24 protein-coding genes are annotated in these 26,965 nt (G+C 31.3%); 18 read left to right on the top strand and 6 right to left on the bottom strand.

The genetic code is table 11. The features are described 5' to 3' along the window. The first annotated feature begins 63 nt into the window (after positions 1-63). Positions 64-600, top strand: coding sequence for a DUF2911 domain-containing protein (locus HSX10_RS09145; protein ID WP_173587909.1), 537 nt, complete (start codon positions 64-66; stop codon positions 598-600). Between the two features lie 81 nt (positions 601-681). Here the strand turns inward: HSX10_RS09145 and HSX10_RS09140 are convergent, their stop codons facing one another. Further along, complete coding sequence (locus HSX10_RS09140; protein WP_173587908.1) at positions 682-1,314, bottom strand: 7-carboxy-7-deazaguanine synthase QueE; 633 nt, start codon at positions 1,312-1,314, stop codon at positions 682-684. A 184-nt stretch (positions 1,315-1,498) separates the two neighbouring features. Here HSX10_RS09140 and HSX10_RS09135 point away from each other — a divergent pair, with 184 nt between their 5' ends. Genes HSX10_RS09135 through HSX10_RS09110 form a run of 6 tightly spaced genes read left to right on the top strand, consistent with a single transcriptional unit; the run spans position 1,499 to position 6,030 of the window. Then, positions 1,499-3,028, top strand: a complete 1,530-nt coding sequence (locus tag HSX10_RS09135; RefSeq protein WP_173587907.1) for a helicase HerA-like domain-containing protein — start codon at positions 1,499-1,501, stop codon at positions 3,026-3,028. A 17-nt stretch (positions 3,029-3,045) separates the two neighbouring features. Next, entirely contained in the window at positions 3,046-3,600 is a 555-nt protein-coding gene (locus HSX10_RS09130; RefSeq protein WP_173587906.1) for a hypothetical protein, read from the top strand. Positions 3,601-3,623: 23 nt separating this feature from the next. Further along, a complete protein-coding gene (locus tag HSX10_RS09125; protein WP_173587905.1) occupies positions 3,624-3,989 on the top strand; it encodes a cupin domain-containing protein in 366 nt (121 codons plus the stop codon). A gap of 2 nt (positions 3,990-3,991) precedes the next feature. After that, positions 3,992-4,819, top strand: coding sequence for an alpha/beta fold hydrolase (locus HSX10_RS09120; RefSeq protein WP_173587904.1), 828 nt, complete (start codon positions 3,992-3,994; stop codon positions 4,817-4,819). Between the two features lie 21 nt (positions 4,820-4,840). Then, entirely contained in the window at positions 4,841-5,608 is a 768-nt protein-coding gene (locus HSX10_RS09115) for a pseudouridine synthase (protein WP_173587903.1), read from the top strand. Further along, the gene (locus tag HSX10_RS09110) at positions 5,608-6,030 is read left to right on the top strand and encodes a VOC family protein (protein WP_173588022.1); all 423 of its coding nucleotides are present in this window, start codon (positions 5,608-5,610) and stop codon (positions 6,028-6,030) included. Before HSX10_RS09115 ends, HSX10_RS09110 begins: the two co-directional genes overlap by 1 nt. A gap of 80 nt (positions 6,031-6,110) precedes the next feature. Here the strand turns inward: HSX10_RS09110 and HSX10_RS09105 are convergent, their stop codons facing one another. From HSX10_RS09105 to HSX10_RS09095, 3 genes are all read right to left on the bottom strand, one after another. Next, entirely contained in the window at positions 6,111-6,992 is an 882-nt protein-coding gene (locus HSX10_RS09105) for a bifunctional 5,10-methylenetetrahydrofolate dehydrogenase/5,10-methenyltetrahydrofolate cyclohydrolase (protein ID WP_173587902.1), read from the bottom strand. A gap of 115 nt (positions 6,993-7,107) precedes the next feature. Then, positions 7,108-8,439, bottom strand: coding sequence for a signal recognition particle protein (ffh, locus tag HSX10_RS09100; protein WP_173587901.1), 1,332 nt, complete (start codon positions 8,437-8,439; stop codon positions 7,108-7,110). Positions 8,440-8,698: 259 nt separating this feature from the next. Then, on the bottom strand, positions 8,699-10,351 hold the full coding sequence (locus HSX10_RS09095; RefSeq protein ID WP_173587900.1) for an FIDD domain-containing protein: 1,653 nt from the start codon (positions 10,349-10,351) through the stop codon (positions 8,699-8,701). Between the two features lie 104 nt (positions 10,352-10,455). Here HSX10_RS09095 and HSX10_RS09090 point away from each other — a divergent pair, with 104 nt between their 5' ends. The 5 genes from HSX10_RS09090 (at position 10,456) to HSX10_RS09070 (ending at position 15,573) form a co-directional block, all read left to right on the top strand. Further along, positions 10,456-10,971, top strand: coding sequence for an RNA polymerase sigma factor (locus HSX10_RS09090; RefSeq protein WP_173587899.1), 516 nt, complete (start codon positions 10,456-10,458; stop codon positions 10,969-10,971). A 94-nt stretch (positions 10,972-11,065) separates the two neighbouring features. After that, complete coding sequence (locus tag HSX10_RS09085; protein WP_173587898.1) at positions 11,066-11,962, top strand: FecR family protein; 897 nt, start codon at positions 11,066-11,068, stop codon at positions 11,960-11,962. After that, positions 11,955-14,270, top strand: a complete 2,316-nt coding sequence (locus HSX10_RS09080; RefSeq protein WP_173587897.1) for a TonB-dependent receptor plug domain-containing protein — start codon at positions 11,955-11,957, stop codon at positions 14,268-14,270. Before HSX10_RS09085 ends, HSX10_RS09080 begins: the two co-directional genes overlap by 8 nt. A gap of 32 nt (positions 14,271-14,302) precedes the next feature. Further along, on the top strand, positions 14,303-14,914 hold the full coding sequence (locus tag HSX10_RS09075; protein WP_173587896.1) for an acyloxyacyl hydrolase: 612 nt from the start codon (positions 14,303-14,305) through the stop codon (positions 14,912-14,914). A 401-nt stretch (positions 14,915-15,315) separates the two neighbouring features. Beyond that, entirely contained in the window at positions 15,316-15,573 is a 258-nt protein-coding gene (locus tag HSX10_RS09070; protein ID WP_173587895.1) for a hypothetical protein, read from the top strand. Between the two features lie 82 nt (positions 15,574-15,655). Here the strand turns inward: HSX10_RS09070 and argS are convergent, their stop codons facing one another. After that, positions 15,656-17,434 carry an arginine--tRNA ligase gene (gene argS / locus HSX10_RS09065; protein ID WP_173587894.1) on the bottom strand — a complete coding sequence of 593 codons (1,779 nt, stop codon included), beginning with the start codon at positions 17,432-17,434 and terminating at the stop codon, positions 15,656-15,658. Positions 17,435-17,787: 353 nt separating this feature from the next. Between argS and HSX10_RS09060 the strand changes: the two genes are divergently transcribed. Further along, complete coding sequence (locus HSX10_RS09060; protein WP_217363256.1) at positions 17,788-19,956, top strand: tetratricopeptide repeat-containing sensor histidine kinase; 2,169 nt, start codon at positions 17,788-17,790, stop codon at positions 19,954-19,956. A gap of 38 nt (positions 19,957-19,994) precedes the next feature. Here the strand turns inward: HSX10_RS09060 and ctlX are convergent, their stop codons facing one another. Continuing rightward, positions 19,995-20,927, bottom strand: coding sequence for a citrulline utilization hydrolase CtlX (ctlX, locus tag HSX10_RS09055; protein WP_173587893.1), 933 nt, complete (start codon positions 20,925-20,927; stop codon positions 19,995-19,997). A 211-nt stretch (positions 20,928-21,138) separates the two neighbouring features. Between ctlX and HSX10_RS09050 the strand changes: the two genes are divergently transcribed. The 5 genes from HSX10_RS09050 to HSX10_RS09030 all read left to right on the top strand — a co-directional run bounded on the left by HSX10_RS09050 (position 21,139) and on the right by HSX10_RS09030 (position 26,900). Further along, positions 21,139-22,905, top strand: a complete 1,767-nt coding sequence (locus HSX10_RS09050; RefSeq protein ID WP_173587892.1) for a M14 family metallopeptidase — start codon at positions 21,139-21,141, stop codon at positions 22,903-22,905. A 55-nt stretch (positions 22,906-22,960) separates the two neighbouring features. Then, positions 22,961-23,407 carry a hypothetical protein gene (locus tag HSX10_RS09045; RefSeq protein WP_173587891.1) on the top strand — a complete coding sequence of 149 codons (447 nt, stop codon included), beginning with the start codon at positions 22,961-22,963 and terminating at the stop codon, positions 23,405-23,407. A 136-nt stretch (positions 23,408-23,543) separates the two neighbouring features. After that, entirely contained in the window at positions 23,544-24,989 is a 1,446-nt protein-coding gene (locus HSX10_RS09040) for a RimK family ATP-grasp domain-containing protein (protein ID WP_173587890.1), read from the top strand. Between the two features lie 4 nt (positions 24,990-24,993). Then, positions 24,994-26,220: a glutamate-cysteine ligase family protein gene (locus tag HSX10_RS09035; RefSeq protein WP_173587889.1), complete on the top strand. Its 1,227-nt coding sequence runs from the start codon at positions 24,994-24,996 to the stop codon at positions 26,218-26,220. Beyond that, positions 26,217-26,900: an N-formylglutamate amidohydrolase gene (locus HSX10_RS09030; RefSeq protein ID WP_173587888.1), complete on the top strand. Its 684-nt coding sequence runs from the start codon at positions 26,217-26,219 to the stop codon at positions 26,898-26,900. Before HSX10_RS09035 ends, HSX10_RS09030 begins: the two co-directional genes overlap by 4 nt. Positions 26,901-26,965 lie beyond the last annotated feature (65 nt).

Below are 26,965 nucleotides of genomic sequence, written 5' to 3'. Positions count from 1 at the left end.
TAATATTAAGAACAATGGGTTTTATCTTTATCGAATTCACAACTAAAAAAAATTGATTTTATTATGAAAACATCAAAATTATTAACAACCATTTCTTTTGCATTTATGATGCTTATTTCTTTTAATGCTGAAGCACAAAAATTTAGTGGTTTAGACAAAAGTCCTTTAGACGTAGCTTCTTTTGGAAGAGGTGGTGACCAATTAATTAAAGTATATTACGGTAGACCACAACTTAAAGGAAGAACTGTAAAAGAATTAACTCAAAAAGATAAGGTATGGAGAACAGGTGCTAACGAAGCAACTGAACTCATTCTTTTTACTGATATGAAACTGGGTGGAAAAACAGTTAAAGCTGGTACTTATTCATTGTTTACAATTCCTGGAGATAAAGAATGGACTGTTATTGTAAGTTCTGATGTAAATAACTGGGGAGCTTCTGGGTATAAAGAAGACAACACTGTAGCAAGTATTACGGTTCCTGTAACAGAAGGAAAAGAATCTTTAGAAGCGCTTTCTATTGCTTTTGATAAATCTGATGACGGTGTACATATGTTTATAGGTTGGGGTACAACTAGAGTTGCAGTACCTTTTACAAAATAAAAAGCTAGAAACTAGAAAAATAAAAAGTTCCGATTATATTAATTTATAATCGGAACTTTTTTATTCTATCTATTTAGTATTCTAAGGAATATTTAAATATTTATGTGTCTGTAATGATACTTTCCATTTCGGATTAGCCATAACATAATCTACAATTTTAGGAATTACCTTATCACGCTTACTCCATTCTGGCTGAAGATATAAGATACAATTATCATTAACCTTAGCTGCTTCCTCTTCTGCAAACTTAAAATCGTCATTATTATATATAATACATTTAAGCTCGTGTGCTTTTTCGTAAACCTCCTTAGTAGGTAATTTCATTTTCTTAGGAGATAAACAAATCCAATCCCACTCTCCTGTTAACTTATAAGCACCAGAAGTTTCAATATGTGTTTGTACACCTTTAGCTTTTAATTGTGCTGTTAAAGGCCCCATGTCCCAAGTCAATGGTTCACCACCAGTAACAATAATAGTATTACTGTGTTTTACAGCATTCTCTACAATCTTTTCTGTTGGTGTCGGCGGATGTAATTCTGCTAACCAGCTTTCTTTAACATCACACCAATGGCAACCGACATCGCAACCACCAATTCTAACAAAATATGCTGCTGTACCTTTATGAAATCCTTCGCCTTGAATTGTATAAAACTCTTCCATCAAAGGCAGTAATAAGCCTTTATCTATTAACTCTTGTCGTTCTCTTCTTGTCATAAGACCGCAAAGATAGTTATTTAGTTTTCAGTCTCTATATCAGTTTGCTGTAAACTATTGCTAAAATTCAATATTTATACATTCAAAAAACACATCTTCACGTTATGAGCTTCTCTAATTATGAGGTTGAAAACTATTTCATACGTAACTTAATTACATTATTTTTATAGAAATTTTCTGATCAATGAAGAATTCTGAAGCTTTCGTAAAAGAAATTAACGAAGGAAACACCTGTAAAGGTGACTATATTACACTAGGTTCTGCCATGTTAGATGGTAAAACGATGACCAATACCTTTGTAAATGTTCCTTTAAAAACCATGAACAGACATGGACTTATTGCAGGAGCAACAGGAACCGGAAAAACAAAAACATTACAAGTTTTAGCTGAAAACCTTTCAGAAAAAGGAGTTCCGGTTTTACTAATGGATATTAAAGGGGATTTAAGTGGATTAGCAAAACCAAGCCCCGGTCATGCTAAAATAAATGAACGTCACGAACAAATTGGTTTACCTTTTGAACCAAAAGCATTCCCTGTTGAAATGCTAACACTATCCGAACAAGATGGTGTACGTTTAAGAGCAACTATTAGCGAATTTGGTCCTGTTTTAATTTCTAGAATCTTAGACGTTACCGAAACACAAGCTGGAATAATATCAGTTATTTTTAAGTATTGTGACGATAATCATTTGCCTTTATTAGATCTTAAGGATTTTAAGAAAATTCTTCAATACGCCACTAATGAAGGGAAAGAAGAATTCCAGGAAGCCTATGGCCGTATTTCAACAGCTTCGACAGGAGCAATTCTCAGGAAACTTATTGAAATAGAACAACAAGGTGGGGATTTATTCTTTGGAGAAAAATCTTTTGATACAGATGATTTATTACGAATTGATGACAATGGTCGTGGTTACATAAATATTCTTAGATTAACGGATATACAAGATAAGCCCAAGTTATTTTCGACATTTATGTTGAGTTTATTGGCTGAAATTTATTCTACTTTCCCAGAACAAGGTGATACTGGAAGACCAGAGTTAATCATCTTTATTGACGAAGCACATTTAATTTTCGATGAAGCTTCTGGAGCCTTACTCAATCAGATTGAAAGTATGGTAAAACTGATCCGCAGTAAAGGTATTGGTTTATATTTTGTAACTCAAAACCCAACAGATGTCCCAGAAGAAGTTTTAGGACAATTGGGATTAAAAATTCAACATGCCTTAAGAGCATTTACAGCAAAAGACCGAAAAGCGATAAAACTAACTGCTCAAAATTATCCTGATTCTGAATATTATGATACTGCAGAAATGCTAACCTCATTAGGAATTGGTGAAGCTTTAGTATCTGCTTTAGATGAAAAAGGAAAACCAACACCATTGGCAGCAACCATGCTACGCGCACCAATGAGCCGAATGGATATTTTAACAGAAACAGAACTCAGCAGCTTAATATCGCAATCGCAACTCGCAAAAAAATATAATGAAGAGATTGATCGTGAAAGTGCTTACGAAATGTTGAATAAAAAAATTAAACAAGCTGAAGCCGAAGAATTAAAACAAAAAGCTAAAAAAGAAAAAGAAGATTTAAAACGCGCCGAAAGCAAAAGAACCACAAGAAGACAAAGCACACGTATGAATCCTTTAATAAAGGTTTTAACAAGTGCTACAGTTATCCGAGGAGTTCTAGGAATTTTAAGTAAAATGATTAAATAAATATAGTAAAACAAAACATGAACAAAACCTTTTTAGCAGCACTTACTGGTGCGCTTATAATTACAAGTTGTACAACAGATAAACCAAATCCTTTTTTAATTAAAAAAAATAATATTGGATTATTAAACGATTCAACTCAAGTTAAAGAATTAGATGCTATTTTCAATAATGATTCTGTTGTCCGCTATATTGCAGGAGATGAGTTTTCAGGCTCAGCAAATATCATTGAAGTTTTTGAAAAAGGAGGTAAAAAATTATTAGATCTGTCACCGAGAGAAACTTTAGATTCAACTTCTGTTATCTCAACGGTTCGCATTATAGATGAACGTTTTAAAACAGATAAAAACATTACCGCTTTAAGTACTTTTAAAGATATTAAGGATAACTATAAAATATCTAAAATTAATAATCTTATAAACGCTATTGTTATTACTGTAGATGACATTAATGCCTCTTTTACTATAGACAAGAAAGAATTACCTGCTAGTTTGCGTTTTGATATGAATCTAAATATAGATCCAATTCAGATTCCCGAAAAAGCTAAAATCAAATTTTTTATGATCCACTGGTAGAAAACTAAAGATTAAGTAATACAATGAAAAAATATAAAATTCAAAACTCACCATTTGTTGTTCCGACAACCGATGGTAAAATAATCAAAGAACACTTTGGCAATGCTACTGACGGTAATTCTGAAATTAGCATTGCACATATGGTTGCTCCTGCGGGTTGGTCAGAACCGTTTCAGACACCAGAATTTGACGAATACACTTTTATTATTAAAGGAAAGAAGCAGTTTATAATTGAGGATGAAATTATTATTCTAGAAGCCGGACAATCCATTAAAGTAGACAAGAACACTAAACTTCAGTATTCAAATCCATTTACAGAACCTTGTGAGTATTTAGCGATTTGTTTACCTGCATTTTCAATCGAAGCCGTTAATAGAGAAGACGAATAGATATGAGTAGTTTTATAGTAAAATCAATAGGAGGAGCACTTAACGCTACAAGTTTAATCTCATCAAAATTTGCATCAAAAAGAGCAATTAATTTATTTGCATCACCAAGAAAAGGACGCTATAATGAAGAGCAAAAACAAATTATTGACTCTGCATTTTTTGAAGAGACTCATTATAAAAACATGGAAATTGCAACTTACCGCTGGGTAGGAAAAGGTAAAACTGTCTTATTAGCGCATGGTTGGGAAAGTAACACATCGCGTTGGAATTACATTGTAAAAGATTTAATTGCACAAGACTATAACATTATAGCTTTAGATGCACCTGCCCACGGAAGATCAGACGGAAAGCAATTTAATGCCATTCTTTATTCAGAATTCATCGCTGCTATTGCTAAAAAGTTTCAACCCGATGTTTTAATAGGCCATTCTGTAGGTGGTATGGCTAGTGTTTTCTCTTTACACGGAAACAAATTACCATCTATTAAAAAATTAGTTTTACTTGGTGCACCCGCACATTTTATAGGTGTTTTTGATCGGTATAAAAGCATGATGGGGTATAACAAAAGAATTTCACAAGGTTTAGATTCAATTATTTTAGATCGTTTTAACCAACCTGTATCTTATTTTTCAACTGCAAATTTCACAGAAACTATAGAAGCTAAAGGCTTAGTTATTCACGATAAAAAAGACAGAATAATTCCTTACGAAGACGGACAATTAATTGCTAGTCGCTATAAAAATTCAGAATTCATTACCACTTCTGGATTTGGACACGGATTAAAAGATGTCTCTTTAACACCAAAGATCATTGACTTCATTAATGATTAATCTTTATTGTACTTTTGCAGCATGTCACAAGAATTAAAACGCCTTAACAAATACCTCAGCGAAGCCGGATATTGCTCTCGTAGAGCCGCAGATCGATTAATAGATGCGGGCCGTGTAACAATTAACGATGTTGTACCTGAAATGGGAACAAAAGTGAGCTCTGAAGATATCGTAAAAGTCGATGGAGAAATCATCGGAGAACGCCAACAAGACTTTGTTTACCTAGCTTTTAACAAACCTGTCGGTATTGTTTGTACCACAGATACACGTGTTGAAAAAGACAACATCATTGATTATATCAATTACCCAAAACGTATTTTCCCTATAGGTCGATTAGACAAACCAAGTGAGGGATTAATATTACTTACAGATGATGGAGATATCGTTAATAAGATTTTAAGAGCTAGCAATAATCACGAGAAAGAGTACATTGTTACTGTTGATCAACAGATTTCTCAAACCTTTATTGAGCGTATGTCTGGTGGAATCTATATTGAAGACCTAGATAAGCGTACTAAAAAATGTAAGGTTAAGAAAATTGATAAATTTACGTTTAGTATTATTTTAACTCAAGGTTTAAACCGCCAGATACGTAGAATGTGTGAGTACTTAAATTATGAAGTACAAACTTTAAAGCGTGTGAGAATAATGAATGTAAAGCTTGATATATCTTCAGGTCAATATAGAGAATTAACGAAAGAAGAGTTTAAGGACTTAACGGAATTGATTAGTGATTCTGATAAAACATTTGAAGAAAGCCAAGAAACCATTAGAAAAAACGGACGTTAATTATGGCATTATCACCTTTTCACTTAGCTATCCCTGTAGATAATCTCTCTGTGTGCAGAAATTTTTATAGTAATATTTTAAATTTTGAAGAAGGGAGAAGTAGTGATCATTGGGTTGATTATAACTTTTTTGGACACCAATTAGTGATTCATTATAAAAAAAAGCAGACAGAAGATATTGCTACTAATTTAGTTGATGGAAAGGATGTTCCTGTGCCACATTTTGGTGTGGTTTTAGAATGGGCAATTTTTCATGACTTTGCCGAGTTACTAAAATCAAAACATATTAAATTTATTATTGAACCATACCTTCGCTTTGAAGGACAAGTAGGCGAACAAGCCACTATGTTTTTTAAAGATCCTTCAGGAAATGCTTTAGAATTTAAATCTTTTAAAGACAGTAGTCAACTTTTTGCGAAGTAGAAATCTTTTAAATTAAAATCTAACACATAAAAAAAGGGCAATAAATAAAATTATTGCCCTTTTTTAATATTAACTAATTTTTAGTTATTATTTCTATGTTGGTCTCTAGCAATTAACGTATTCTTTAACAGCATAGCAATAGTCATTGGTCCTACTCCTCCGGGAACTGGTGTTATAAAACTTGCTTTTTTACTTACTGTTTCAAAATCTACGTCACCCGTGATATAGTAACCTTTCTCAGAATCATCAGGAACTCGTGTGATTCCTACATCAATAATTACAGCGTCATCTTTAACCATTTCTGCTTTTAAGAATTTAGGAATTCCTAATGCTGAAATAATTATATCTGCTTGAGATGTAATTTGTGTAATATTTTTAGTGTGACTGTGTGTTAGTGTCACTGTAGAGTTTCCTGGAAAACCTTTTCTTCCCATTAAGATACTCATAGGACGACCAACAATGTGAGAACGACCGATAACAACCGTATGCTTCCCTTTAGTCTCAACACCATAACGATCTAATAACTCTAAGATTCCAAATGGAGTTGCAGGAATAAACGTTGACATATCTAAAGACATTTTTCCAAAGTTCATTGGGTGAAATCCATCGACATCTTTATTAGGATCTACCGCCATTAATACTTTCTGCGTATTAATTTGAGGAGGTAATGGTAACTGAATAATGAAACCATCAATATCATCGTTAGCATTTAATTCTGCGATCTTGTCTAATAATTCAATTTCGCTAGTTGTGCTTGATAATCTTACCATAGTAGATTCAAATCCAACACGCTCACACGCTCTAACTTTACTACCAACGTAAGTTAAACTTGCTCCATCATTACCAACTATAACAGCTGCTAAATGTGGCACTTTTTCACCATTAGCCTTCATCTTATCGACCTCAGCTTTGATTTCGTTTTTAATATCGTTACTTACTTTTTTACCGTCTAAAATTGTCATGCTTTTGGTTATTGTTTTCTTGCAAAAGCGCTATTGCGCAAAAAATTACTGGTTTATAAATTATAATATTTTAAAAATCTACTGAAGCTTGTTTTAAAGACAAATGCTTTAAACTCTACTTAGGCATATTCTGCATCATCTGCATCATACGTTTTCCGCCTCCACCTTGCATCATCTTCATCATTTTACTCATCTGAGTAAACTGCTTTAAGAGTTGGTTTACTTCTTGAACTGACGTTCCTGAACCTTTACCAATTCTCTTTTTACGACTTGCATTTATTACTGCAGGGTTAGCACGTTCTTCTGGTGTCATAGAATGAATAATGGCTTCAATTCCTTTAAAAGCATCATCATCGATATCGATATCTTTCATCATTTTTCCTGCACCAGGAATCATGCCTACTAAATCCTTCATATTACCCATTTTCTTGATCTGCTGAATCTGTTTTAAGAAATCATCAAAGCCAAACTGGTTTTTAGCAATCTTCTTTTGAAGTTTTCTTGCTTCCTCTTCGTCAAACTGCTCTTGTGCACGTTCAACTAAAGAAACAACATCTCCCATTCCTAAAATACGATCTGCCATACGTGAAGGATAGAAAACATCAATTGCTTCCATCTTTTCACCAGTACCAATAAATTTAATTGGCTTGTTTACTACAGATTTAATAGAAATTGCAGCACCACCACGTGTATCACCATCTAATTTGGTAAGGATAACACCGTCAAAATTTAAGATATCATTGAAGGCTTTTGCTGTATTAACAGCATCTTGCCCCGTCATAGAATCCACAACAAATAATGTTTCTTGTGGCTTAATTGCTTTATGAATGTTAGAGATTTCAGTCATCATGGCTTCATCTACAGCTAAACGACCTGCGGTATCAATAATTACCACGTTGTGTCCGTTTGCTTTAGCATGAGCAATACCTGCTTCAGAAATTGCAACAGGATCTGTATTTCCTCTATCACTAAAAACCTCAACACCGATTTGATCTCCTACAACATGTAATTGATCTATTGCAGCAGGACGATAAACATCACAGGCTACTAATAAAGGTTTCTTAGTTTTTTTGTTTTTTAAATAATTGGCAAGTTTACCAGAAAAAGTAGTTTTACCAGATCCTTGAAGACCTGACATTAAAATTACACTCGGATTACCAGAAAGATTAAGTCCTTCGGCATCACCCCCCATTAATTCAGTTAACTCATCTTTTACGAGTTTCACCATTAATTGACCTGGTTGTAACGTCGTCAATACATCTTGACCAAGTGCTTTTTCTTTTACACGAACGGTAAATTCTTTAGCAATTTTAAAGTTAACATCGGCATCTAAAAGCGCTCTTCTTACTTCTTTAAGTGTCTCGGCAACATTAACTTCTGTAATGCTTCCATGACCTTTTAATACGTGTAACGCTTTATCTAACTTATCACTTAAATTATTGAACATGTTTCTAGTATTCTATTTTCAGTCTGCGAATTAGCAGTCTGTGTTATTTTAATAAGTTGCAAATTTAAGAATTTATGAGGGAATTATGAATGTGTTTAAGAAAATGATTTTAATCTAAGTGTGAAAGACTAAAAATTATTAAAATAGTTTCCCGAAAGAATCATTATTTTCTTTCAATTTAAATGAAATAAACCCATAAAAAAAGAGCTACTCATGGCAAGCAGCCCTTTTTCCGAATCAACTAACTTAAAATTTTTATTTATTCACAGGTACGATCTAGTACTATTTCGAGATCACTATTTGTAATATTATGCAAAACCAGTTGGTTTTCCGTACATTCTACAATTAACCAACTTCCGTTTATAGCTTGTATGTTTGGTGCGGCAACATTTGAAAACGCTATAATAACACCATCGTCTGTTTGAGATAGTGACCAACCAGCATCTATTATACTATCAGCACCATAAACAACCATAATCCCTGAGTCTTGTTCAAAATCGAGATTATAACTCGCTAAATTATCACTTCCATTATAGTTGATTATATTCCATAAGCATGAAGTAAGTATACCTTCTATATCTCCTTCTGTACAACTACCAGCATTACAATCTTCTCCAATTAATGTTATCCCGTAGATTTCATATTCACCATTTATGGCTTCAATTCTTAAATATACTTGACTGACTAAAGTTTCAAACGCCTCTGTATTCTCTATAGCATTGGTGTTATTTTCTGCATCTATTAGTGTTTCATGAAAAGAAGAAAAATAAGGAACAATACAACCTACTAATCCAATGGTATTAGCACTTAAATTGTAAATAGGAATGTTATTAGAACCATTACAAGTTGTGATTTCATAATTACTAAAACAGCTAAATGGGTTGTTTAAATTGCAATCTTGTTCTAAGGTAAATTCTAAATCATCTCGAATAATTTCTAATCGACCATCTTCACATTCTACAATAAGCCAATCACCTTCTAGTGTTTCTTGAAATGCTGTTAATTCGGATAAGGTTAAAACAACACCATTTTCTGTTGTAGATAAATCCCAACTTCCACCAATTGCAGATGCTGCCATTCCTTCAGAAATTTGTAATTGCCCATCAGCATTAAAAATCATCCAATTATTTTGAAAATCCCCAGAGCCATCAGTAAAAGTCCAAGCACACTCCATTATATCTATCAAAATATCATCTTCTACACAGTTATCATTTCCATCTTCACAAAATTGCTCTGCAGCCTCTATGGCATCACTTAATTCTTCATTAGTATTGACTTCAATAGTTTCTCCATCAGCATATTCTAAATTAATAGGATAATTTAAACTGACTATTAATGTATTATCCTCTTCTTCTAAATCATTTAAAAAGTTATGCAATGCTTGGTCATTATCAACAACAACTGTCTCAATTAAACTAAATTCCGAATCAAAAACAGAAAAAGACAATGGGTAAACAAAATCTGCACATTCTATATATTCTTCTTGAATCTCAGAACACTCATTTATTAAATCTATAAGTTGCTCGTCGTTTTCTATCACAATCTCACTATAATCAATAAAAATTACAGTAATTGGATATTCAACATCTATGTCCTCTTCATCAATACTAAAATCACCATATAATTGTTCTAGCTGCACTAAGTCAACTTCGCTATCAATAATAAAGCTCATCCCATCAACAATAACTGTCACAGGTAATTCAACAGAAAAGCAACTACCTCCGTCTAATAGATCATCTGCAGCATCAAAATTAGCAGTCATACTACTCATTAGATTTACTAACAGAGAATTCGGAAGGATAGTTTCTTCATCAGTAGGATTTTCAACTTCATTAATTTCATCTTGACAAGATGTAAGACAAAAAAGGGCAAAAAGGAAGTAAAGTAGGGTTTTATTAAAATTCAAAATCATAAGATTTGGGTTATATCTTTTTACTATGTAACAAGTTACATTAAAAATCCCCTACCCTACAAATTAAAAAATTTATTTCTAATTTGTAAGCCCTATAAAAAACCATGAGTCAACCTTTGCATGATAACATTTGTGAATCGCAATTATTTGAGCGTTTATACAAAAAGCACGCTAAAAACTTGCACAATTTTCTGTACTACAAATTTGGCGAACACTTAAACCCGCAAGACAAAGTACAAGAAGCATTTATTAAACTTTGGCAAAATTGTAGCAAGGTAGCACCGCCTAAAGCGAAGAGTTTTTTATTTACAACAGCAAATAATTTAATGCTTAATGCTGTTTCACACCAGAAAGTTGTTCTAAGATATAATGAAAAACCTCAGAAAAGAACAACTAACGAAACACCTCTGTTTGTTTTAGAAGAAAAAGAATACCATATTAAATTACAAAAAGCTATTAGCAATTTAACAGAAGCACAACGTGTCGCTTTTTTAATGAATAGAGCTGAAGGCAAACGCTTTAAAGAAATAGCGGAACTCTTAGGTATTTCTGTAAAAGGGGTTGAAAAACGAATTTATGGTGCTTTAAAAAGATTAAGAGAAGAAATAGATGAACTTTAAAAAAGTAGGAGTTTTTAAAGTTAAACTGTTATATAGTTGAAATCATATTTTAAAACGCATCTGATTATGATCGTTATAAATGATAATGAAATAAATGAATAGAGAAGAACTTATAAAAAAATGGCTAGATCACAACCTCAATACTGAAGAGCAAATTGCTTTTGAACAGTTAGAGGATTATTCGCAGTTGATAAAAATGGATTCTACTCTAAAAGATTTTAAAGCTCCAGATTTTATTACTGAAGCATCTTATAAAACTTTACAACCTCAGCTTAAATCCAAGACAACTAAAACAGATACTTGGCTAAAACCTTTATTTAAAATTGCTGCAATTTTAATGATAGGACTTAGTGTTTATTATTATACCACAACTCTAGATACAGAAATTCATACAAAAATTGCAGAGCAGTCAATCATTAAATTACCAGACGCTTCAAGTGTAAATCTAAATGCAAACTCAACAGTCATTTTTAATGAAAGTAATTGGAATAAAACTAGAGCTGTAAAACTAAAAGGTGAAGCCTTTTTTAAAGTTGCTAAAGGTCAAAAGTTTGATGTTATCACAAACTATGGCACCGTTAGTGTTTTAGGAACACAATTTAATGTAAAACAACGTGGCTCTTACTTTGAAGTGACTTGTTTTGAAGGACTTGTTTCTGTAGCACATAATGGTAAAACGGTAAAACTAAAACCTGGAAACAGTTTTAAAGTTATAGATGGTAAACAAATTACTGAAGGTAAAGAAAACATATTACAACCGCTTTGGCTTGAGGGAGAAAGCAGTTTTAAAAGTGTACCTCTTAAATACGTCATTACAGAATTAGAAAATCAGTATAAAGAAAGTATTACAACAGAAAATATTGACACGTCTCGTTTGTTTACCGGAAGTTTTACACATAATAATTTAGATTTAGCACTAAAGTCTATTACAATACCTTTAAATTTAAGCTACAGTAAATCAGGAAAGTCTATTTTATTAAAACGTGAATAAAAAATTAAAGCTTTTAGGTTTTTTATTTTTAATATTTTCTTTGTGTAACCTAACTCATAGTCAAGGACAACAGGAAGAAAAACCACTTGCAAAAATTCTTATAGAATTAGAAAAAAAGCATAATATTAAATTTTCTTTTGAAACTAATATTATTGAAGATATTTCAATTATTCCATTAACCTCAAACCTTTCATTAGAAGAAACAATAAATCAATTAAACCTTGTCACTAATCTTAATTTCCAAATATTAAGTGATCGATTTGTAACCATATCTAAGCAAAACGAATTAGATATCCCTAATGGTATTCAACAACTAAAAGAAGTTATTGTAACGAACTATTTAACCAAAGGGATATCTAAATTGAACAACGGAACAATCGAAGTTAACACTAAAGCTTTTGATATTTTACCAGGACTTACAGAGCCCGATGTTCTACAAATAGTTCAAAATTTACCAGGTATTATAAGTGTTGACGAACGTGTTTCTAACATCAATGTTAGAGGTGGCACAAATGATCAGAATTTAATTTTATATGAAGGCATAAGAATGTACCAATCTGGCCATTTTTTTGGATTGATATCTGCTTTCAACCCTTACCTTTCTGAAGGCATTACAATTTCTAAAAACGGAACTAGTGCAAGATTTGGAAATGCTGTATCGAGCACAATAGCTATCAAGAACACCGATGAATTAGATCAGAAAAACAGAATCAGCCTTGGCGGAAATCTTTTAAGTGTAGATGGCTTTGCAAAAATAGCTCTATCTAAAAAAACAGAGATTCAAGTATCTGCAAGACGCTCTTATACGGATATATTAGTTACCAAAACTTACGATTCTTATTTTAATCGCATTTTTAAGGATTCAGAATTAAACGAATCAAACACAAGCAACAACCAACTAGCTTTGGATGAACGTTTTATTTTCTACGATTTTAATGTTAAGTTTTTATATGATATTGATAACACATCTAAATTTAGACTTAATTTATTAACACTCTCTAACAACTTAGATTATAACCAAGCCTTTATAACATCGGACCATGAGTTACAAGAAACCAGAAGCGAATTAAACCAAGAAAGTCATGGAGCGAGTGCTAATTATTCTAAGAGAATGAATAAAAAATTTAAGCTATCCGCACAAGCCTATTATTCAGGTTATAATTTAGATGCAACAAATCAAAATTCATTAAACAACCTGTCTTTAACACAAGAAAATAAAGTTGAAGACTTTGGTTTAAGAATAGACATAACAAAAAACGTTAGTGATGATCTCAATTTTAATGCAGGCTACCAGTTTAACGATGTTAGCGTTACCTATTTTGAAGATGTTACAAACCCGAATTACACTAGTCTTAATAAAGAAATTATTAGAACACATTCACTTTTTGGAGAAATTGAATGGTATTCACCGACTCGAGATACACATATCAGACTAGGCTCTAGAGTCAATTATTTCAGTAAGTTATCTGATTTTTTAATAGAACCCCGGTTTTCTATAAATTATAAATTTCTAGATTATTTTAGACTAGAAGTTTTAGGCGAACTAAAAAGTCAATCTATAACACAAATTATTGATTTACAACAAGATTTTTTCGGTATTGAAAAACGCAGATGGCAACTTGCAAATGGAGATGACGTTCCTTTAATTACTAGCGAACAATTCTCTCTAGGCCTCAGCTATAATCAAAACAACCTGCTAATATCTTTAGAAGGCTATTACAAAGGCGTAAATAACATTACAGCGAGGAGTCAAGGATTTCAGAATCAGTTTCAATTCACTAATGATATTGGGAGCTACACCGTAAAAGGCTTTGATTTTCTTATTAATAAACGTTTCAATAACTTCAGTACCTGGTTGGGTTATACTTGGAGTAAAAACGATTATATTTTTAAGACGCTTAATTCAGAAAAAACATTTCCCAACACCTTAGACATAAGACATGTTGCAAATGCATCAATCACTTATAATATTGCTCATTTAAAAATAGGCTTAGGCGTAAACTGGCACTCGGGAAGACCTTACACTTCAATATTAGACACTCAAAACACCAACAGTACAACTATAGAGTACAAAACACCAAATAGCTCTCGTTTAGACGATTACTTTAGAACAGATATTTCAGCTATTTATGACTTTTCAATTTCCGAAGGTGTGCAAGCCGAACTAGGGGCTTCTGTTTGGAATATCTTTAATCAAACAAACATCATTAATCGTTATTACAATATAAATTCTGATGAAGAAATTAAAGAAATAAATAATCAATCTTTACAATTCACTCCAAATCTTAGCTTTAGAATCAATTTTTAGTTGTTAATTGTGACACTAATCAACCTCAATCAATGTATTCTAAAGCCTTTAAAATCTTCTATTTTTCAATAGGAATTGTTACTCTATTATATCAAAATTGCTACTCTCAAACAATACAAAAAGAGAATGCTTCATTTTTAACTCCTGAAATTCTTATCGGAAAAACATTAGAAGCGAATACAGATTTTCCTGAAACCAACCTTCAAAAAAACTTATTTTTAAGTCTAGGGTGTTATAATTTTAAACCAGATAAAGAATGGGCAGCAAGATTAAATTATCCTATAACAGGAATCTCTTTTGGTTATACAGACTTTGGAAACACCGAAAATATTGGTCACGCTTATAGCATTTTACCTTTTATTGAAGTTTCAATATTAAAAAGACAAATAGATGGTCTAAACTTACATCTTGCTTTAGGAAGTTCTTACATGGACACTCAATATAATATTGCAACAAACGGATTTAATAAAGCTATAACAACTAAATTTAATTGGTCTTTTAGATCATTTTTATATTATGATGTCGCTAAAACAAAAACTATAGATTGGAGATTTGGCCTCGGCTTATTACACCATTCTAACGGACATAGCAAATTACCTAACCAAGGTTTAAATTCTTTATTAGCTAGTATTTCCGCAAAATAAATAAGCAACAAAACAATTTATCTGACTTAAAAAAAACGGACTTCAAATCTAAATCACAAACCTATTTATCTTTTAGATTTGGACTAGGACAAAACGTATTATCTAAAGAGTTTAATACTAAAAAGGAGGTTTATACTGTTTCTGCTTCGGCTGGAAAAATACTTAATAACACTTTTAAATTTGGAGGAGGATTCTATTACCGATTCTACGAACATTATTACGACTATATAAAAAATAATGAAACCTTAGTTGAAGAACAATTTCCGCACTATACAGAAAATCCTTATGGATATGCCACTGCTTTTGGATTGTTTGCCACGTCCGAATTATTAATTGACCATATCGGAATTGAATTAAATTTAGGCCTCAACATTTACAAACCTTTTTACAAAATAGATTGGATGATTAATCAAGGTTATGATTATCAAAACGCTAATAATGAAACCGTAGAAGTTTTAGGTGAACTTAACTGGTATTATGAAATAAAACGAACCGTATCTGCAAGAATGGGGCTAAAATATTATTTATGGACGACCAACAAAGCTCCTAAACACAACCTTTTTTTTGGCGCACATATTAATGCAAATCTAGGACAGGCTGACTTCTCTGAACTTAGCTTAGGTTATGTATACCGCTTTAATAAGACAATAAAAGGTTAAACTAAAAAACGTCTACCTTCTACAGATAGACGTTTTATATAAACTTAATTATTGATATAAAAAACAATCAATATTTACGATCTTACATACGCTCAGGAACCGCAATTCCTAAAAGGCTTAATGCATTCTTTATCGTTTGGCTCACTGTTTTAGATAAATCTACTCTAAAACTCTTTTCTTCTTCAGTATCTGCTCCAAGGATAGATACATTTTGATAGAATGAATTAAATCCTTTAACCAACTCGTAAGTATAATTAGCAATTAACGCAGGACTATGTTGTTCTGCTGCATTTTGTATTATCTCAGGAAATTGCTCTAATTGCTTAATTAATTCCTTTTCTTTTTCATGAAAAGAAATATTAGCTGCACTTAAAGTAACATCAGCACCGATATTTGCTTTTCTTAATATCGATTGTATTCTTGCGTAAGTATATTGAATAAAAGGCCCTGTATTTCCTTGAAAATCTATAGATTCTTTAGGATCAAATAAAATTCTTTTCTTAGGATCTACTTTTAATATGTAATATTTTAAAGCCCCTAAACCAATCGTTTTATAAAGATCGCTTTTTTCTGCTTCATCGTATTCTTCAAGCTTCCCTAATTCTTTAGAAATTTCTTCAGCTGTATCTGCCATTTCTTGAATTAAATCATCAGCATCTACAACAGTTCCTTCTCTACTTTTCATTTTTCCGCTTGGTAAATCTACCATACCATAACTTAGATGGAATAGATTTTTTGCCCAGTCGAAACCTAATTTCTTTAAGATTAAGAATAAAACTTTAAAATGATAATCTTGCTCATTTCCTACCGTGTAAACCATACCTCCAACATCGGGGTAATCTTTGATACGCTGAATTGCTGTTCCAATATCTTGAGTCATATATACTGCAGTTCCATCACTACGTAAAACAATTTTTTCGTCTAATCCGTCTTCTGTTAAATCACACCAAACAGAACCGTCTTCTTTTTTAACAAAGACATCTGTTTTTAATCCTTCTGCAACAAATTCTTTACCTAACAAATAGGTATTACTTTCATAGTAGTAGGTATCAAAATCTACTCCAATATTGTTATAAGTGACATCAAAACCATCATAAACCCACTGGTTCATTTTAGTCCAAAGTGCAACAACATCCTCATCACCTGCTTCCCACTTAATAAGCATTTCTTTTGCTTCTAGTAATAAAGGAGCGTTCTTTTTAGCCTCATCTTCAGACTGACCTTCTGCCATTAATTTAGAAATTTCAGCTTTATATTCTTGGTCAAACTTCACGTAATAATTCCCAACTAACTTATCACCTTTTAAATCTTGAGTTGGCACTTCACCTTCACCAAATTTTTGATAAGCCAACATACTTTTACAAATATGAATACCTCGGTCATTAATAATTTGAGTTTTATAAACTTTTTTCCCTGAAGCTTTTAAAATTTCAGCCACACTATAACCTAAAAGTACGTTTCTAACATGGCCTAAGTGTAATGGTTTGTTAGTGTTTGGAGAAGAATACTCAACCATTACCGCTTCGTCATCCTTATGATCTACAAAACCAAATTTCTCTTCGTTTTTTATAGATTGAAAGAATTCAAAATAGTAACTGTCACTAATTTCAATATTTAAAAACCCTTTTACAACGTTGAAACCCTTTACTAAATCTACATTATCTAATAAATATTGACCAACTTGCTCACCTATTACAACAGGGTTTCCTTTAACTACACGTAACATTGGAAACACAACAACCGTAACATCCCCTGCAAATTCTTTGCGTGTTGCCTGAAATTCTACTGATGGTAATTCCGATTGAAACAACGCTTTAATCGCTGCTTTTACATGTAATTCTAAAGTCTCTTGAAGCTTCATATTTTGCTGTATTTTGGTATTTTAAAACGTTTGCAAAGATAGCGGTTTTATTGTTTTATTAAACCTCAGCACGGACATAATTATTCAACTCATATAACCAATAGGTCTAATCAATACCCTAACTATTTTCAAAAACAACCTGTTAAAAATCAATATTATAAACCAACAACGAGATTCATCGATAAAACACTATTAATTACGTTAAATTAACACTTAATAAATCAGTTATAAATTTACCGAAAAAAAAAAAAAAACCATTTCAACTAATATATTGGTATTAAATCTTAAATATTAGTGTATATCCATTCTTAATTGCACTTTTGAAAGGCTATTAATATATGTCCCAAACATAAATGAAGCTTAATAATCAAACATTAACAACGTTGTTATTGTTTTGTGTTAACTTACTTTTTTGTCCCTCTATCAAAGTTTTTAAAAACAAAACAGCGCAGTTCGTTTTACGCTATTTTAAGATAAAGCTATTATCAACATTAGCTATTTGTCTTTTATCGTTATCTGTTTTTTCTCAAAATGAAAAAATAGACAAACTAACTGTACAATTAACATACTTAAAAGCAGACTCTACAAAAGTAGACCTATCCCTGATGCTTATAAATGAACTTTACAAAAATGAAAATTACAGTAAAGCATTACTTTATATTAATAATAGCTCAAAACTAGCCGAAGATCTTAATTATAAAAAAGGCTTAGCTGAAAGCTGTTACTACAGAGCATTAATTTTCACACAACGTGATGATTATTTAAACGCCATTGATAATTACAAAAAATCTAGAGTTTTATATTTACAAATAAAAGATACAATAGGAGTTGCTAAAGTGAGTAACAGTATTGGACTTATTGAAATAAAACGCGGAAATTATTATGTAGGCTTACAAAACTCATTATCGGCAATAGATATTTTTAAAGCACAATCACTAAACGAAGAATTAAGTTTAGCGTATAATAACCTTGCTGAAGCCTATTATAAGACCAATCAAATAGACAAATCTATTGAGTTTAATTTTAAAGGTTTAGAAATCAAAAAGCACATTAAAGATATAGAGGGAATAAAAATCTCTACAAAAAACATTGCTGAACTCTATTCGCTTTTAAAAGAGCACCGAAAAGCTATTGAATACTATGAAAAAGTTCTGGCTCTTTTAGATCCTGAAACAGATAAAGATTTAAAAGGTGAAATTCTCCCAAAACTAGGCAGTGAATACTTACGTTTTAATGAATATGATAAAGCTTCACAATATTTAGAAGAAGGGTTAAAACATAATAGAGAACAGAATAATAAAGAAGGTATATTAAGAACCTTAAATGCTATGGGAAATTTAAGCCTTCAGAATAAAAATTTAAAACAAGCTCAATACCAACTAGACGAGGCTTACATTATTGCACAGGAAACAAATAATAAAACAGAGCTTTTAAAAAACTATAAACTACATATTGCATTGGACTCTACACGTGAATATTTCCAAACAGCATTCTTTTGGCAGAATAAATTTCACAATCTAAAAGATTCTTTAAATAAAAAAGTTTCACCTGTAATTCCAACAGAAATAGAACATTTAAATTTAATTGAGGATGACATCAAAATTGAAATTACAGAACAATCTTCAGCACCAGTATTAGAGGCAGGATGGCACAACAAACCTTCTATTTTATATAGTACTACTGCAATAATTATTTTTTTGCTATCCCTTTTAATTTATAGCTTATTAAAAACTAAAGCACATAAAATTAAATTAAAAAAACAAGAAGATAAGCTAATTGAAGAACACGAAAAAACAGAAGCTATATTAGAACAGATACATCACTTAGAAGAAGTTAACAAAGTAAAAGATAAACTTTTCTCAATTGTTTCTCATGACTTAAAAGATTCTATTTCTTCTATCAAAGCCTTTTTAGATTTATTAAAAGAAGATAATATTTCTAAAGAAGAATTTAACGAATTAATACCAGAGTTAAGTGAAAACGCTAATAATGCTTCAACCTTATTATTTAACTTATTAAATTGGTCTAAATCGCAACTACAAAATTTAGAACCTAAACCAGAATTGTTCAACATTCAAGAAGTGTTTCATAATAAAATGGCACTAGTTGAACAGAAAATTGAGGATAAGCGCATTATTTTAATTGATGAATCTCAACGCGATTTTATTTATGCTGATAAAAGCATGATAGAAATTGTTATTCAGAATTTAATTACTAATGCTGTTAAATTTTGTAGAGTTGGGGATATCATAACGATTTCTAATAAAAATGTAAACGGAAAATCCTTAATTGTCATAGAAGATTCAGGTATTGGGATTTCTAAAAACAATATAGATAAATTGTTTGCTTCTAATAAAAACTTCACAACCAAAGGAACTCAAAACGAAAAAGGAACCGGACTAGGTTTAACTATAGCCAAAGATTTAGTAGAACTAAACAACGGAAAAATTTGGGTAGACAGTACTGAAAATATAGGTAGTAAATTCTTTGTAGAGCTACCTAAAGCAGAATCCCTAGCATAAATTTCACTATAATATTTAAGTAAGTTAGAAGTTAGGTATTAGTTTTTAGGTAAAAAGACCTCTGCCATCATACAGCGCGCACTTCCTCCTCCACATGTTTCAATGGTCTCTAATGAACTTGAAATAATAGCACAATGCTTTTCAATACTGTTTATTTGAGATTTAGATAAACTACTATGAGCTGCTTCACTCATTACTAAGAAACGTTTATCATTTTCACCTTGCAACTGTAACATATTACCCGCAAAACTATGCATCTGAGCTTCTGTGATAGAAATGATTTCTTTTCCGTCTTGTCTTAAATGCTTTACAATACTTTTACGCTCTTTTTTATCATCAATACTATCTAAACAGATTACAGCAAAGTTTTCTGCGATACACATCATTACATTAGTGTGGTAAATAGGTAATCTTTTATTTTCAACAGACTGATAAGCTGTAAAAATCACAGGACTATATTCAAAATCTTCACAAAACTCTATAAATAATTCTTCATCTGCTCTTGGAGATAATGCGCAGTAAGCTTTTCTATTTACGCGATCTAAGATTACACTCCCCGTACCTTCTAAAAAATAGCCTTCGTGTTCTGCAGAAGTATAATCAACTATATTCTCTATAACAAAGCCTTCTTTCTCGAGCCTAACAAAAACTTCTTCTCTACGTTCCTTTCTTCTATTTTCTGCAAACATTGGATATTTTGCAACATCTCCATTGCTATGAAAACTTACCCAATTATTTGGAAACACAGAATCTGGAGTATCGTTTAATTTATCATCTTCTTCAACAATAACATTAATACCGACTGCTCTTAGCTTTTCTACAAAAGCATCAAATTCATTCTGAGCTTTAGCATTAATTTCAGCATTTTTTAAATCCAAATCTTCTTGAAAATAATTATTGACAGCCGTTTGTTCATTCATCCTGAAGTTAATAGGACGAATCATTAATATAGTGTTAGTCGTTTGTTGCATTAAATATAAATAAGGGTGTAAAATTAAACGCGAAGTTATAATTTTTTATATACAAATAACGTTAAAATCCCCCCTGTTCTTCTAACCTATTTACATATAGAAAACACCTCATTTAATTAGATAATTATTAAATTCTCTTAGAGCACCAAAATAGAGTATATATGTTTTCATGTTAATTATTATAAGTAAATTGTCACTCTAATTCTACATAATGAAAAAAATATTATTCCTAACGTTATTATTAGTTGCTTGTAACGAAAAGACTGATAAACCAACTGAGCCTGTTGATCCAGAAACACAACCCAAAACTGATTTTACGACTGTATTTGAAAAAAGCGAAGGATTAGAAACGGCAACTTATACCGAAACTATTACTTATTATGAAGCTTTAGCAAATACTTATTCTGAAATATCAATACAAGAAATTGGTAATACAGACGCAGGCAAACCTTTACATATTGTTACTTTAAACATGAAGGGTTCTAGTGACGATTTTGAAATCTTAAGAAAAGACAATAGAATTCTTTTAATTAATAATGGTATTCACCCAGGAGAATCTGACGGAATTGATGCTACCATGATGCTTTTTAGAGATATTGTTGATGGTAAAATAGAAGCTCCAAAAAACACAATTGTGGTAACTATTCCTATTTATAATATTGGCGGAAGTTTAAATAGAAACTCTACAACGCGTACCAATCAAAACGGGCCAGAAGAATATGGTTTTAGAGGTAATGCTCGTAATTACGATTTAAATCGTGATTTTATAAAATCGGACACTGAAAACGCTAAAACTTTTGCTGAAATTTTTCATTTAGTACAACCTGATGTTTTTATAGATAACCACGTTAGCAATGGTGCAGATTATCAATATACGCTAACTCATTTATTTACTCAGCATAATAAATTAGGAGGACCGCTTGACCAATTTATTCACACGGAAATGATGCAAACATTAGAACAAAAACTAGAAGCTAAATCTTGGGACATCACACCATATGTCAATGTTTTTAACCGCACACCAGATTCTGGATTTTCACAGTTTTTAGATACACCTCGTTATTCTACGGGTTACACTACTTTATTTAACACGCTTGGTATGATGGTAGAAACTCACATGCTTAAACCTTATAAGCAACGTGTAGAAGGCACTTATGAAGTTATGAAAAGCATGATTGAAATCACTGAAGAACAAGGTGAAAAAATAACGAAACTCAGAAAGGAACAAGCTAAATTATGGACTGCTGGTAACCATTACCCTTTAGCCTGGGAAATTGACACCACCAAATCATCAACAAGGGATTTTAAAGGTTATGAAGGCGAAATGATTCCGAGTGAACTTACCGGAGCCACACGTTTAAAATATGACAGAGCTAAGCCTTTTACTAAAGAAATTAATTATCAAGATTATTTTAAAGCTACAGATTCTGTTACCATTCCTAAAGCCTATATCATTCCACAAGGATGGCATAACGTCATTGATTTATTAAAATTAAATAATGTGGCATTCACTCAATTTGAAAACGATACAACACTAACCGTTGAATCTTATAAAATAGGAAATTATGAAACCCGAAAATCACCTTACGAGGGGCACTACGCTCATTACAATACAGAAGTAACAACGTCTAGCAAAAAAATAACATTTAGAAAAGGTGATTATTTGATTTCTACAAATCAAAAGGCAATACGCTATTTAATTGAAACATTAGAACCAACTGCTATAGATTCATTTTTTAATTGGAATTTCTTCGATACTATTCTTCAACAAAAAGAAGGATTCTCACCTTACGTTTGGGAAGATAAAGCTGAAGAACTTTTAAAAGGAAATAAAAAACTTCAAATGGAATTTAATGTAAAAATCAGCTATGATGATGAATTTGCAAATAATTGGTACGCACAATTAGATTGGTTACATAAACAAAGTAAACATTATGAGAAGGCTCATTTACAATATCCTGTTTATCGGGTAAAATAAACCTTGCGTAATAATAATATATTTAACTTTCTGAATTACAATAAATAATCATATCATGAAAAATAAAATTTTTAGCCTATTCTTTTTGGTTCTAATAGTTAGTTGTGCATTAGAATCTAAATTTGGTTTACCAAATGATGAAAAAATCAATACCGAATTAATAGGAACTTGGCTTGATATAAAAACTAACGAAACCCTTTTGATTAAAAAAAACAACGAAATGAGTTATAAGCTGATTCCTAACGACAGTACAGAGATCATTTTTTATTCTAAAAAAATTAAAGGGTTTAATGTTTTAAACATCGTTACAAATGACAACGGAGTTAAAACAAATTCCTTCTTTGGTTTTGAACTTAGAAATGACACATTAGAATTCTCTGAAGTAAATAAAGACCTAAAAGAAACCGATTTTAATTCTCAAGCTGAATTAATTAAATTTTTTAATGAAAATATTGATAAAAAAGGATTCTTTATTAATCCTACAATAGTAATTAGAGAGTAAAAAACGATATATAGAACTATATTTAAGACCTTATTTTCAACACATTAAAATCTGAAAAATATTTTTAAACGAATGTAAAAGCAATTAAAAAATAATATACATTTACTTAAAATTATAATAGCGTAATGCGCTCTAAATGAATAAATATATTGTTGTAAATCAACCTGAAAAATGGAACTTTTCAATTGATAATATAACTGTAATTTCTGCTCAAGATTATCTTACAAATCCTAAGTATTCTTTATTAAAAAATGCACGTATTTTTAATTTGTGCAAAGATTACTCGTATCAATCTAAGGGGTATTACGTATCACTTTTGGCAGAAGCCAGAGGTCACTTACCAATTCCAACTACAAAAAACATTGTAGATCTTAAAGCTTTAAAATTAGTAAGAATAGTCTCTGATGAATTTGATGACGTTATTCAACAAAGCTTAAAGAACATTAAATCGCAAGATTTTACGCTAAGTATTTATTTTGGACAAAATGTAGCTCAGAAATACAAAAACTTAAGTGCTTTGTTTTATAAGCATTTTCAAGTTCCGTTTTTACGTGTTAATTTTAACCATACAACAAAATGGAACATTCAGGGTATTAAAGCGATTTCAGAATCTGAAATTCCAGAAGAACACAAACCTAGCGTTCGCGAATTTGCTAATCAGTATTTTTCTAAGAAAAGATATGACACTGCTAAAGTTGCCAATCATGATTTTGACTTGGCTATTTTAGTTAACCCCAATGATCCGGCTCCACCAAGTAATCCTAAAGCCTTAAAAAAGTTTATAGAAATTGCTGAAAAGATGAATATCTATGCAGAGATTATTGAACCCAAAGATTTATCGAGACTCTCTTCTTTTGATGCATTATTTTTAAGACAAAGCACGGAGGTGAATAATGAAGCCTACACTTTTGCCAGAAAAGCACAACAAGAAGGCATAGCGATCATAGATTATCCAAATGCCATTTTAAAATGCTGCAACAAAGTATATATGGCAGAAGCCATGAACAATGCAAACATTAGTACACCAAAAACAGTCATTGTACACAGTAATAATCGGAATTCTGTTTTAGAACAAACAGGATTACCTTGTGTGTTAAAAGCACCAGATTCTACTTTTTCGTTTGGCGTTAAAAAAGCACAAACACAAAAAGAGTATGATATTCTAGTAACAGAAATGCTTAAAGAATCTGATTTAATAATTGCTCAAGAGTTTTGTCCTTCAGATTATGATTGGCGCATTGGTATTATAGATAATAAACCTTTTTTTGCTTGTAAATATTATATGGCAAAAGGACATTGGCAAATTTACAATTGGAAAGCAACCAATAAAAACGAACAAGATGGTGACGCCGATTGTTTAGCAATTGAAGATGTGCCAAAAAATGTTATTGATATAGCACTAAAATCTGCTAAATTAATGGGACTTGGCCTCTATGGTGTTGACATAAAAGTTGTAGATGGCAAATTAATGGTTATTGAAATTAACGACAATCCTAATATTGATTTTGGTGTAGAAGATGAGCATTACGGAGATGTCGTTTACAAAAAAATTCTTACTGCACTTAAAAAACGATTAGAGTAAATTAATGATTAAAAAATATCACTTATTCGAAGTTTATGGAATTGAACTCGAATATATGTTAGTTAATAATAAAACATTCAAAGTTGCGCCTCAAGTTGATGAACTACTCACCTTAAAAGCGGGTCAATTAGAAGCAGATATTGATAACGGAGCTATTGCTTGGAGTAACGAATTGGTCGCGCATGTCATTGAACTAAAAACTAATGGACCAGCAAAAAACACAGATGATTTATCCGACAAATTCCATGCTAACATTTTAGAAATTGATACACTTTTAAAGCCATTAGATTTACAGCTTCTGGGCTCTGCATCTCACCCTTTGATGAATCCAAACACAGATACACAACTTTGGAAACACAGTTATAGTAAAGTTTATGCACTTTACAATACTATTTTCAATTGCAAAGGTCACGGTTGGAGTAATGTGCAAAGCACACATATTAATCTACCTTTTTATGATGACAAGGAATTTGAAAAACTACATGCAGCAATTAGAATCATCTTACCTATTTTACCAGGATTATCTGCGAGTTCACCAATTTTAGACGGAAAAATAACAGGATTTAAAGACACAAGATTAGAGTTTTATAAAACGAATCAAAAAGAAATCCCTGAATTAACGGGTTTGGTTATTCCAGAACAGACATTTTCAAAATTAGATTATTATGCTACAATTTTAGAGCCTATAAAACGCGCCATTCAACCTTATGATAAAGACAAAATTTTAGATCAACATTTTCTAAATTCTCGTGGTGCTATTGCTCGTTTTGACAGAAATGCAATTGAAATACGTTTGCTAGATATTCAAGAATGTCCTAAAGCAGATATTGCTATTTGTGCTTTGATTATTGAAGTCTTAAAAGCTTTAGTCAATAAAGAATTTAGCACTATGAAAGATCAAAAATCATGGACTAAAGAAGACTTATTTCCTATTTTAAATGACACGATAAAACATGCCGAAAATTCTAAAATTGAAAATAAAGACTATTTAAAATTATTCGGGTTAAAAGAGTCTTCAAATGTTAGTGATCTTTGGAAACACTTATACCAATCTGTAAAACCAAAGTTGCAACAATCTCATTACTCTGCCATCGAATTCATTTTAAAAGAAGGAACTTTGGCTACAAGAATACTTAAAGCAGTTGGCACTGAAAATAATGACACTCATATTATTTCAGTTTACAGACAGCTTCAAGAATGTCTACAAGTTAATGAATTATTTCAACCTTGAAACTCATTTTAACCTGTGAGCATGGCGGAAACGAAATCCCTACGGCTTACAAAAAGCACTTTAAAAACAAAGCTATTTTAAAAACTCATCGTGCTTTAGACTTGGGTGCTTTAGATCTATTTCAAACTTTAAAACCGCTGTCTGATGCTTTCTATTTCAGTACAACATCACGTTTATTAATAGAACTAAATCGTTCATTGCATCATAAAAATTTATTTTCTGAGTATATAAAAGACCTCGCTAAAATTGAGAAAACAAAAATTATAAATACCCATTATTTACCGTACAGAACATCTGTAGAAGATAATATTAGAAGCTTTATTAAAAAGGGTGATTCAGTACTTCATTTATCTATTCATAGTTTTACACCTTCTTTAAATGGAGAAAATAGAAACTGTGATATTGGCTTATTGTATAATTCTTCTAACAAACAAGAAAAACAGTTGTGCAAACAATTAAAGTTAGAACTTTTAAAACAAGACCCGAACTTAAACGTAAGATTCAACTATCCGTATTTAGGAAAAGCTGATGGGTTTACAACCTATTTAAGAAAACAATTTTCAGTACATTATTTAGGAATTGAAATTGAAGTGAATCAGAAATTCACAATAAACAACGTATTTGATTCTGACACAAAAACAAAGTTGTTTAATGCTATTTCGGTATTAAATACTAAATAAGATATCTTCACGACATAATGCAGCAGTCCGTTAAAGTGAAATATTTTCGTAAAAGACAAGGGGAA

The organism is Winogradskyella undariae (assembly GCF_013285155.1).
GTDB lineage: Bacteria > Bacteroidota > Bacteroidia > Flavobacteriales > Flavobacteriaceae > Winogradskyella > Winogradskyella undariae.
Note: the sequence above shows the minus strand (reverse complement) of the source record. Positions and strands in the feature narration are given on the sequence as shown.

What these genes read in the sequence shown, in the direction of transcription:
- HSX10_RS09145 (WP_173587909.1), top strand. Translation starts at nt 64, where the DNA reads ATGAAAACATCAAAATTATTAACAACCATTTCTTTTGCATTTATGATG.
- HSX10_RS09140 (WP_173587908.1), bottom strand. Translation starts at nt 1,314, where the DNA reads ATGACAAGAAGAGAACGACAAGAGTTAATAGATAAAGGCTTATTACTG.
- HSX10_RS09135 (WP_173587907.1), top strand. Translation starts at nt 1,499, where the DNA reads ATGAAGAATTCTGAAGCTTTCGTAAAAGAAATTAACGAAGGAAACACC.
- HSX10_RS09130 (WP_173587906.1), top strand. Translation starts at nt 3,046, where the DNA reads ATGAACAAAACCTTTTTAGCAGCACTTACTGGTGCGCTTATAATTACA.
- HSX10_RS09125 (WP_173587905.1), top strand. Translation starts at nt 3,624, where the DNA reads ATGAAAAAATATAAAATTCAAAACTCACCATTTGTTGTTCCGACAACC.
- HSX10_RS09120 (WP_173587904.1), top strand. Translation starts at nt 3,992, where the DNA reads ATGAGTAGTTTTATAGTAAAATCAATAGGAGGAGCACTTAACGCTACA.
- HSX10_RS09115 (WP_173587903.1), top strand. Translation starts at nt 4,841, where the DNA reads ATGTCACAAGAATTAAAACGCCTTAACAAATACCTCAGCGAAGCCGGA.
- HSX10_RS09105 (WP_173587902.1), bottom strand. Translation starts at nt 6,992, where the DNA reads ATGACAATTTTAGACGGTAAAAAAGTAAGTAACGATATTAAAAACGAA.
- ffh (WP_173587901.1), bottom strand. Translation starts at nt 8,439, where the DNA reads ATGTTCAATAATTTAAGTGATAAGTTAGATAAAGCGTTACACGTATTA.
- HSX10_RS09095 (WP_173587900.1), bottom strand. Translation starts at nt 10,351, where the DNA reads ATGATTTTGAATTTTAATAAAACCCTACTTTACTTCCTTTTTGCCCTT.
- HSX10_RS09090 (WP_173587899.1), top strand. Translation starts at nt 10,456, where the DNA reads ATGAGTCAACCTTTGCATGATAACATTTGTGAATCGCAATTATTTGAG.
- HSX10_RS09085 (WP_173587898.1), top strand. Translation starts at nt 11,066, where the DNA reads ATGAATAGAGAAGAACTTATAAAAAAATGGCTAGATCACAACCTCAAT.
- HSX10_RS09075 (WP_173587896.1), top strand. Translation starts at nt 14,303, where the DNA reads ATGTATTCTAAAGCCTTTAAAATCTTCTATTTTTCAATAGGAATTGTT.
- HSX10_RS09070 (WP_173587895.1), top strand. Translation starts at nt 15,316, where the DNA reads ATGATTAATCAAGGTTATGATTATCAAAACGCTAATAATGAAACCGTA.
- argS (WP_173587894.1), bottom strand. Translation starts at nt 17,434, where the DNA reads ATGAAGCTTCAAGAGACTTTAGAATTACATGTAAAAGCAGCGATTAAA.
- HSX10_RS09060 (WP_217363256.1), top strand. Translation starts at nt 17,788, where the DNA reads ATGAAGCTTAATAATCAAACATTAACAACGTTGTTATTGTTTTGTGTT.
- ctlX (WP_173587893.1), bottom strand. Translation starts at nt 20,927, where the DNA reads ATGCAACAAACGACTAACACTATATTAATGATTCGTCCTATTAACTTC.
- HSX10_RS09050 (WP_173587892.1), top strand. Translation starts at nt 21,139, where the DNA reads ATGAAAAAAATATTATTCCTAACGTTATTATTAGTTGCTTGTAACGAA.
- HSX10_RS09045 (WP_173587891.1), top strand. Translation starts at nt 22,961, where the DNA reads ATGAAAAATAAAATTTTTAGCCTATTCTTTTTGGTTCTAATAGTTAGT.
- HSX10_RS09040 (WP_173587890.1), top strand. Translation starts at nt 23,544, where the DNA reads ATGAATAAATATATTGTTGTAAATCAACCTGAAAAATGGAACTTTTCA.
- HSX10_RS09035 (WP_173587889.1), top strand. Translation starts at nt 24,994, where the DNA reads ATGATTAAAAAATATCACTTATTCGAAGTTTATGGAATTGAACTCGAA.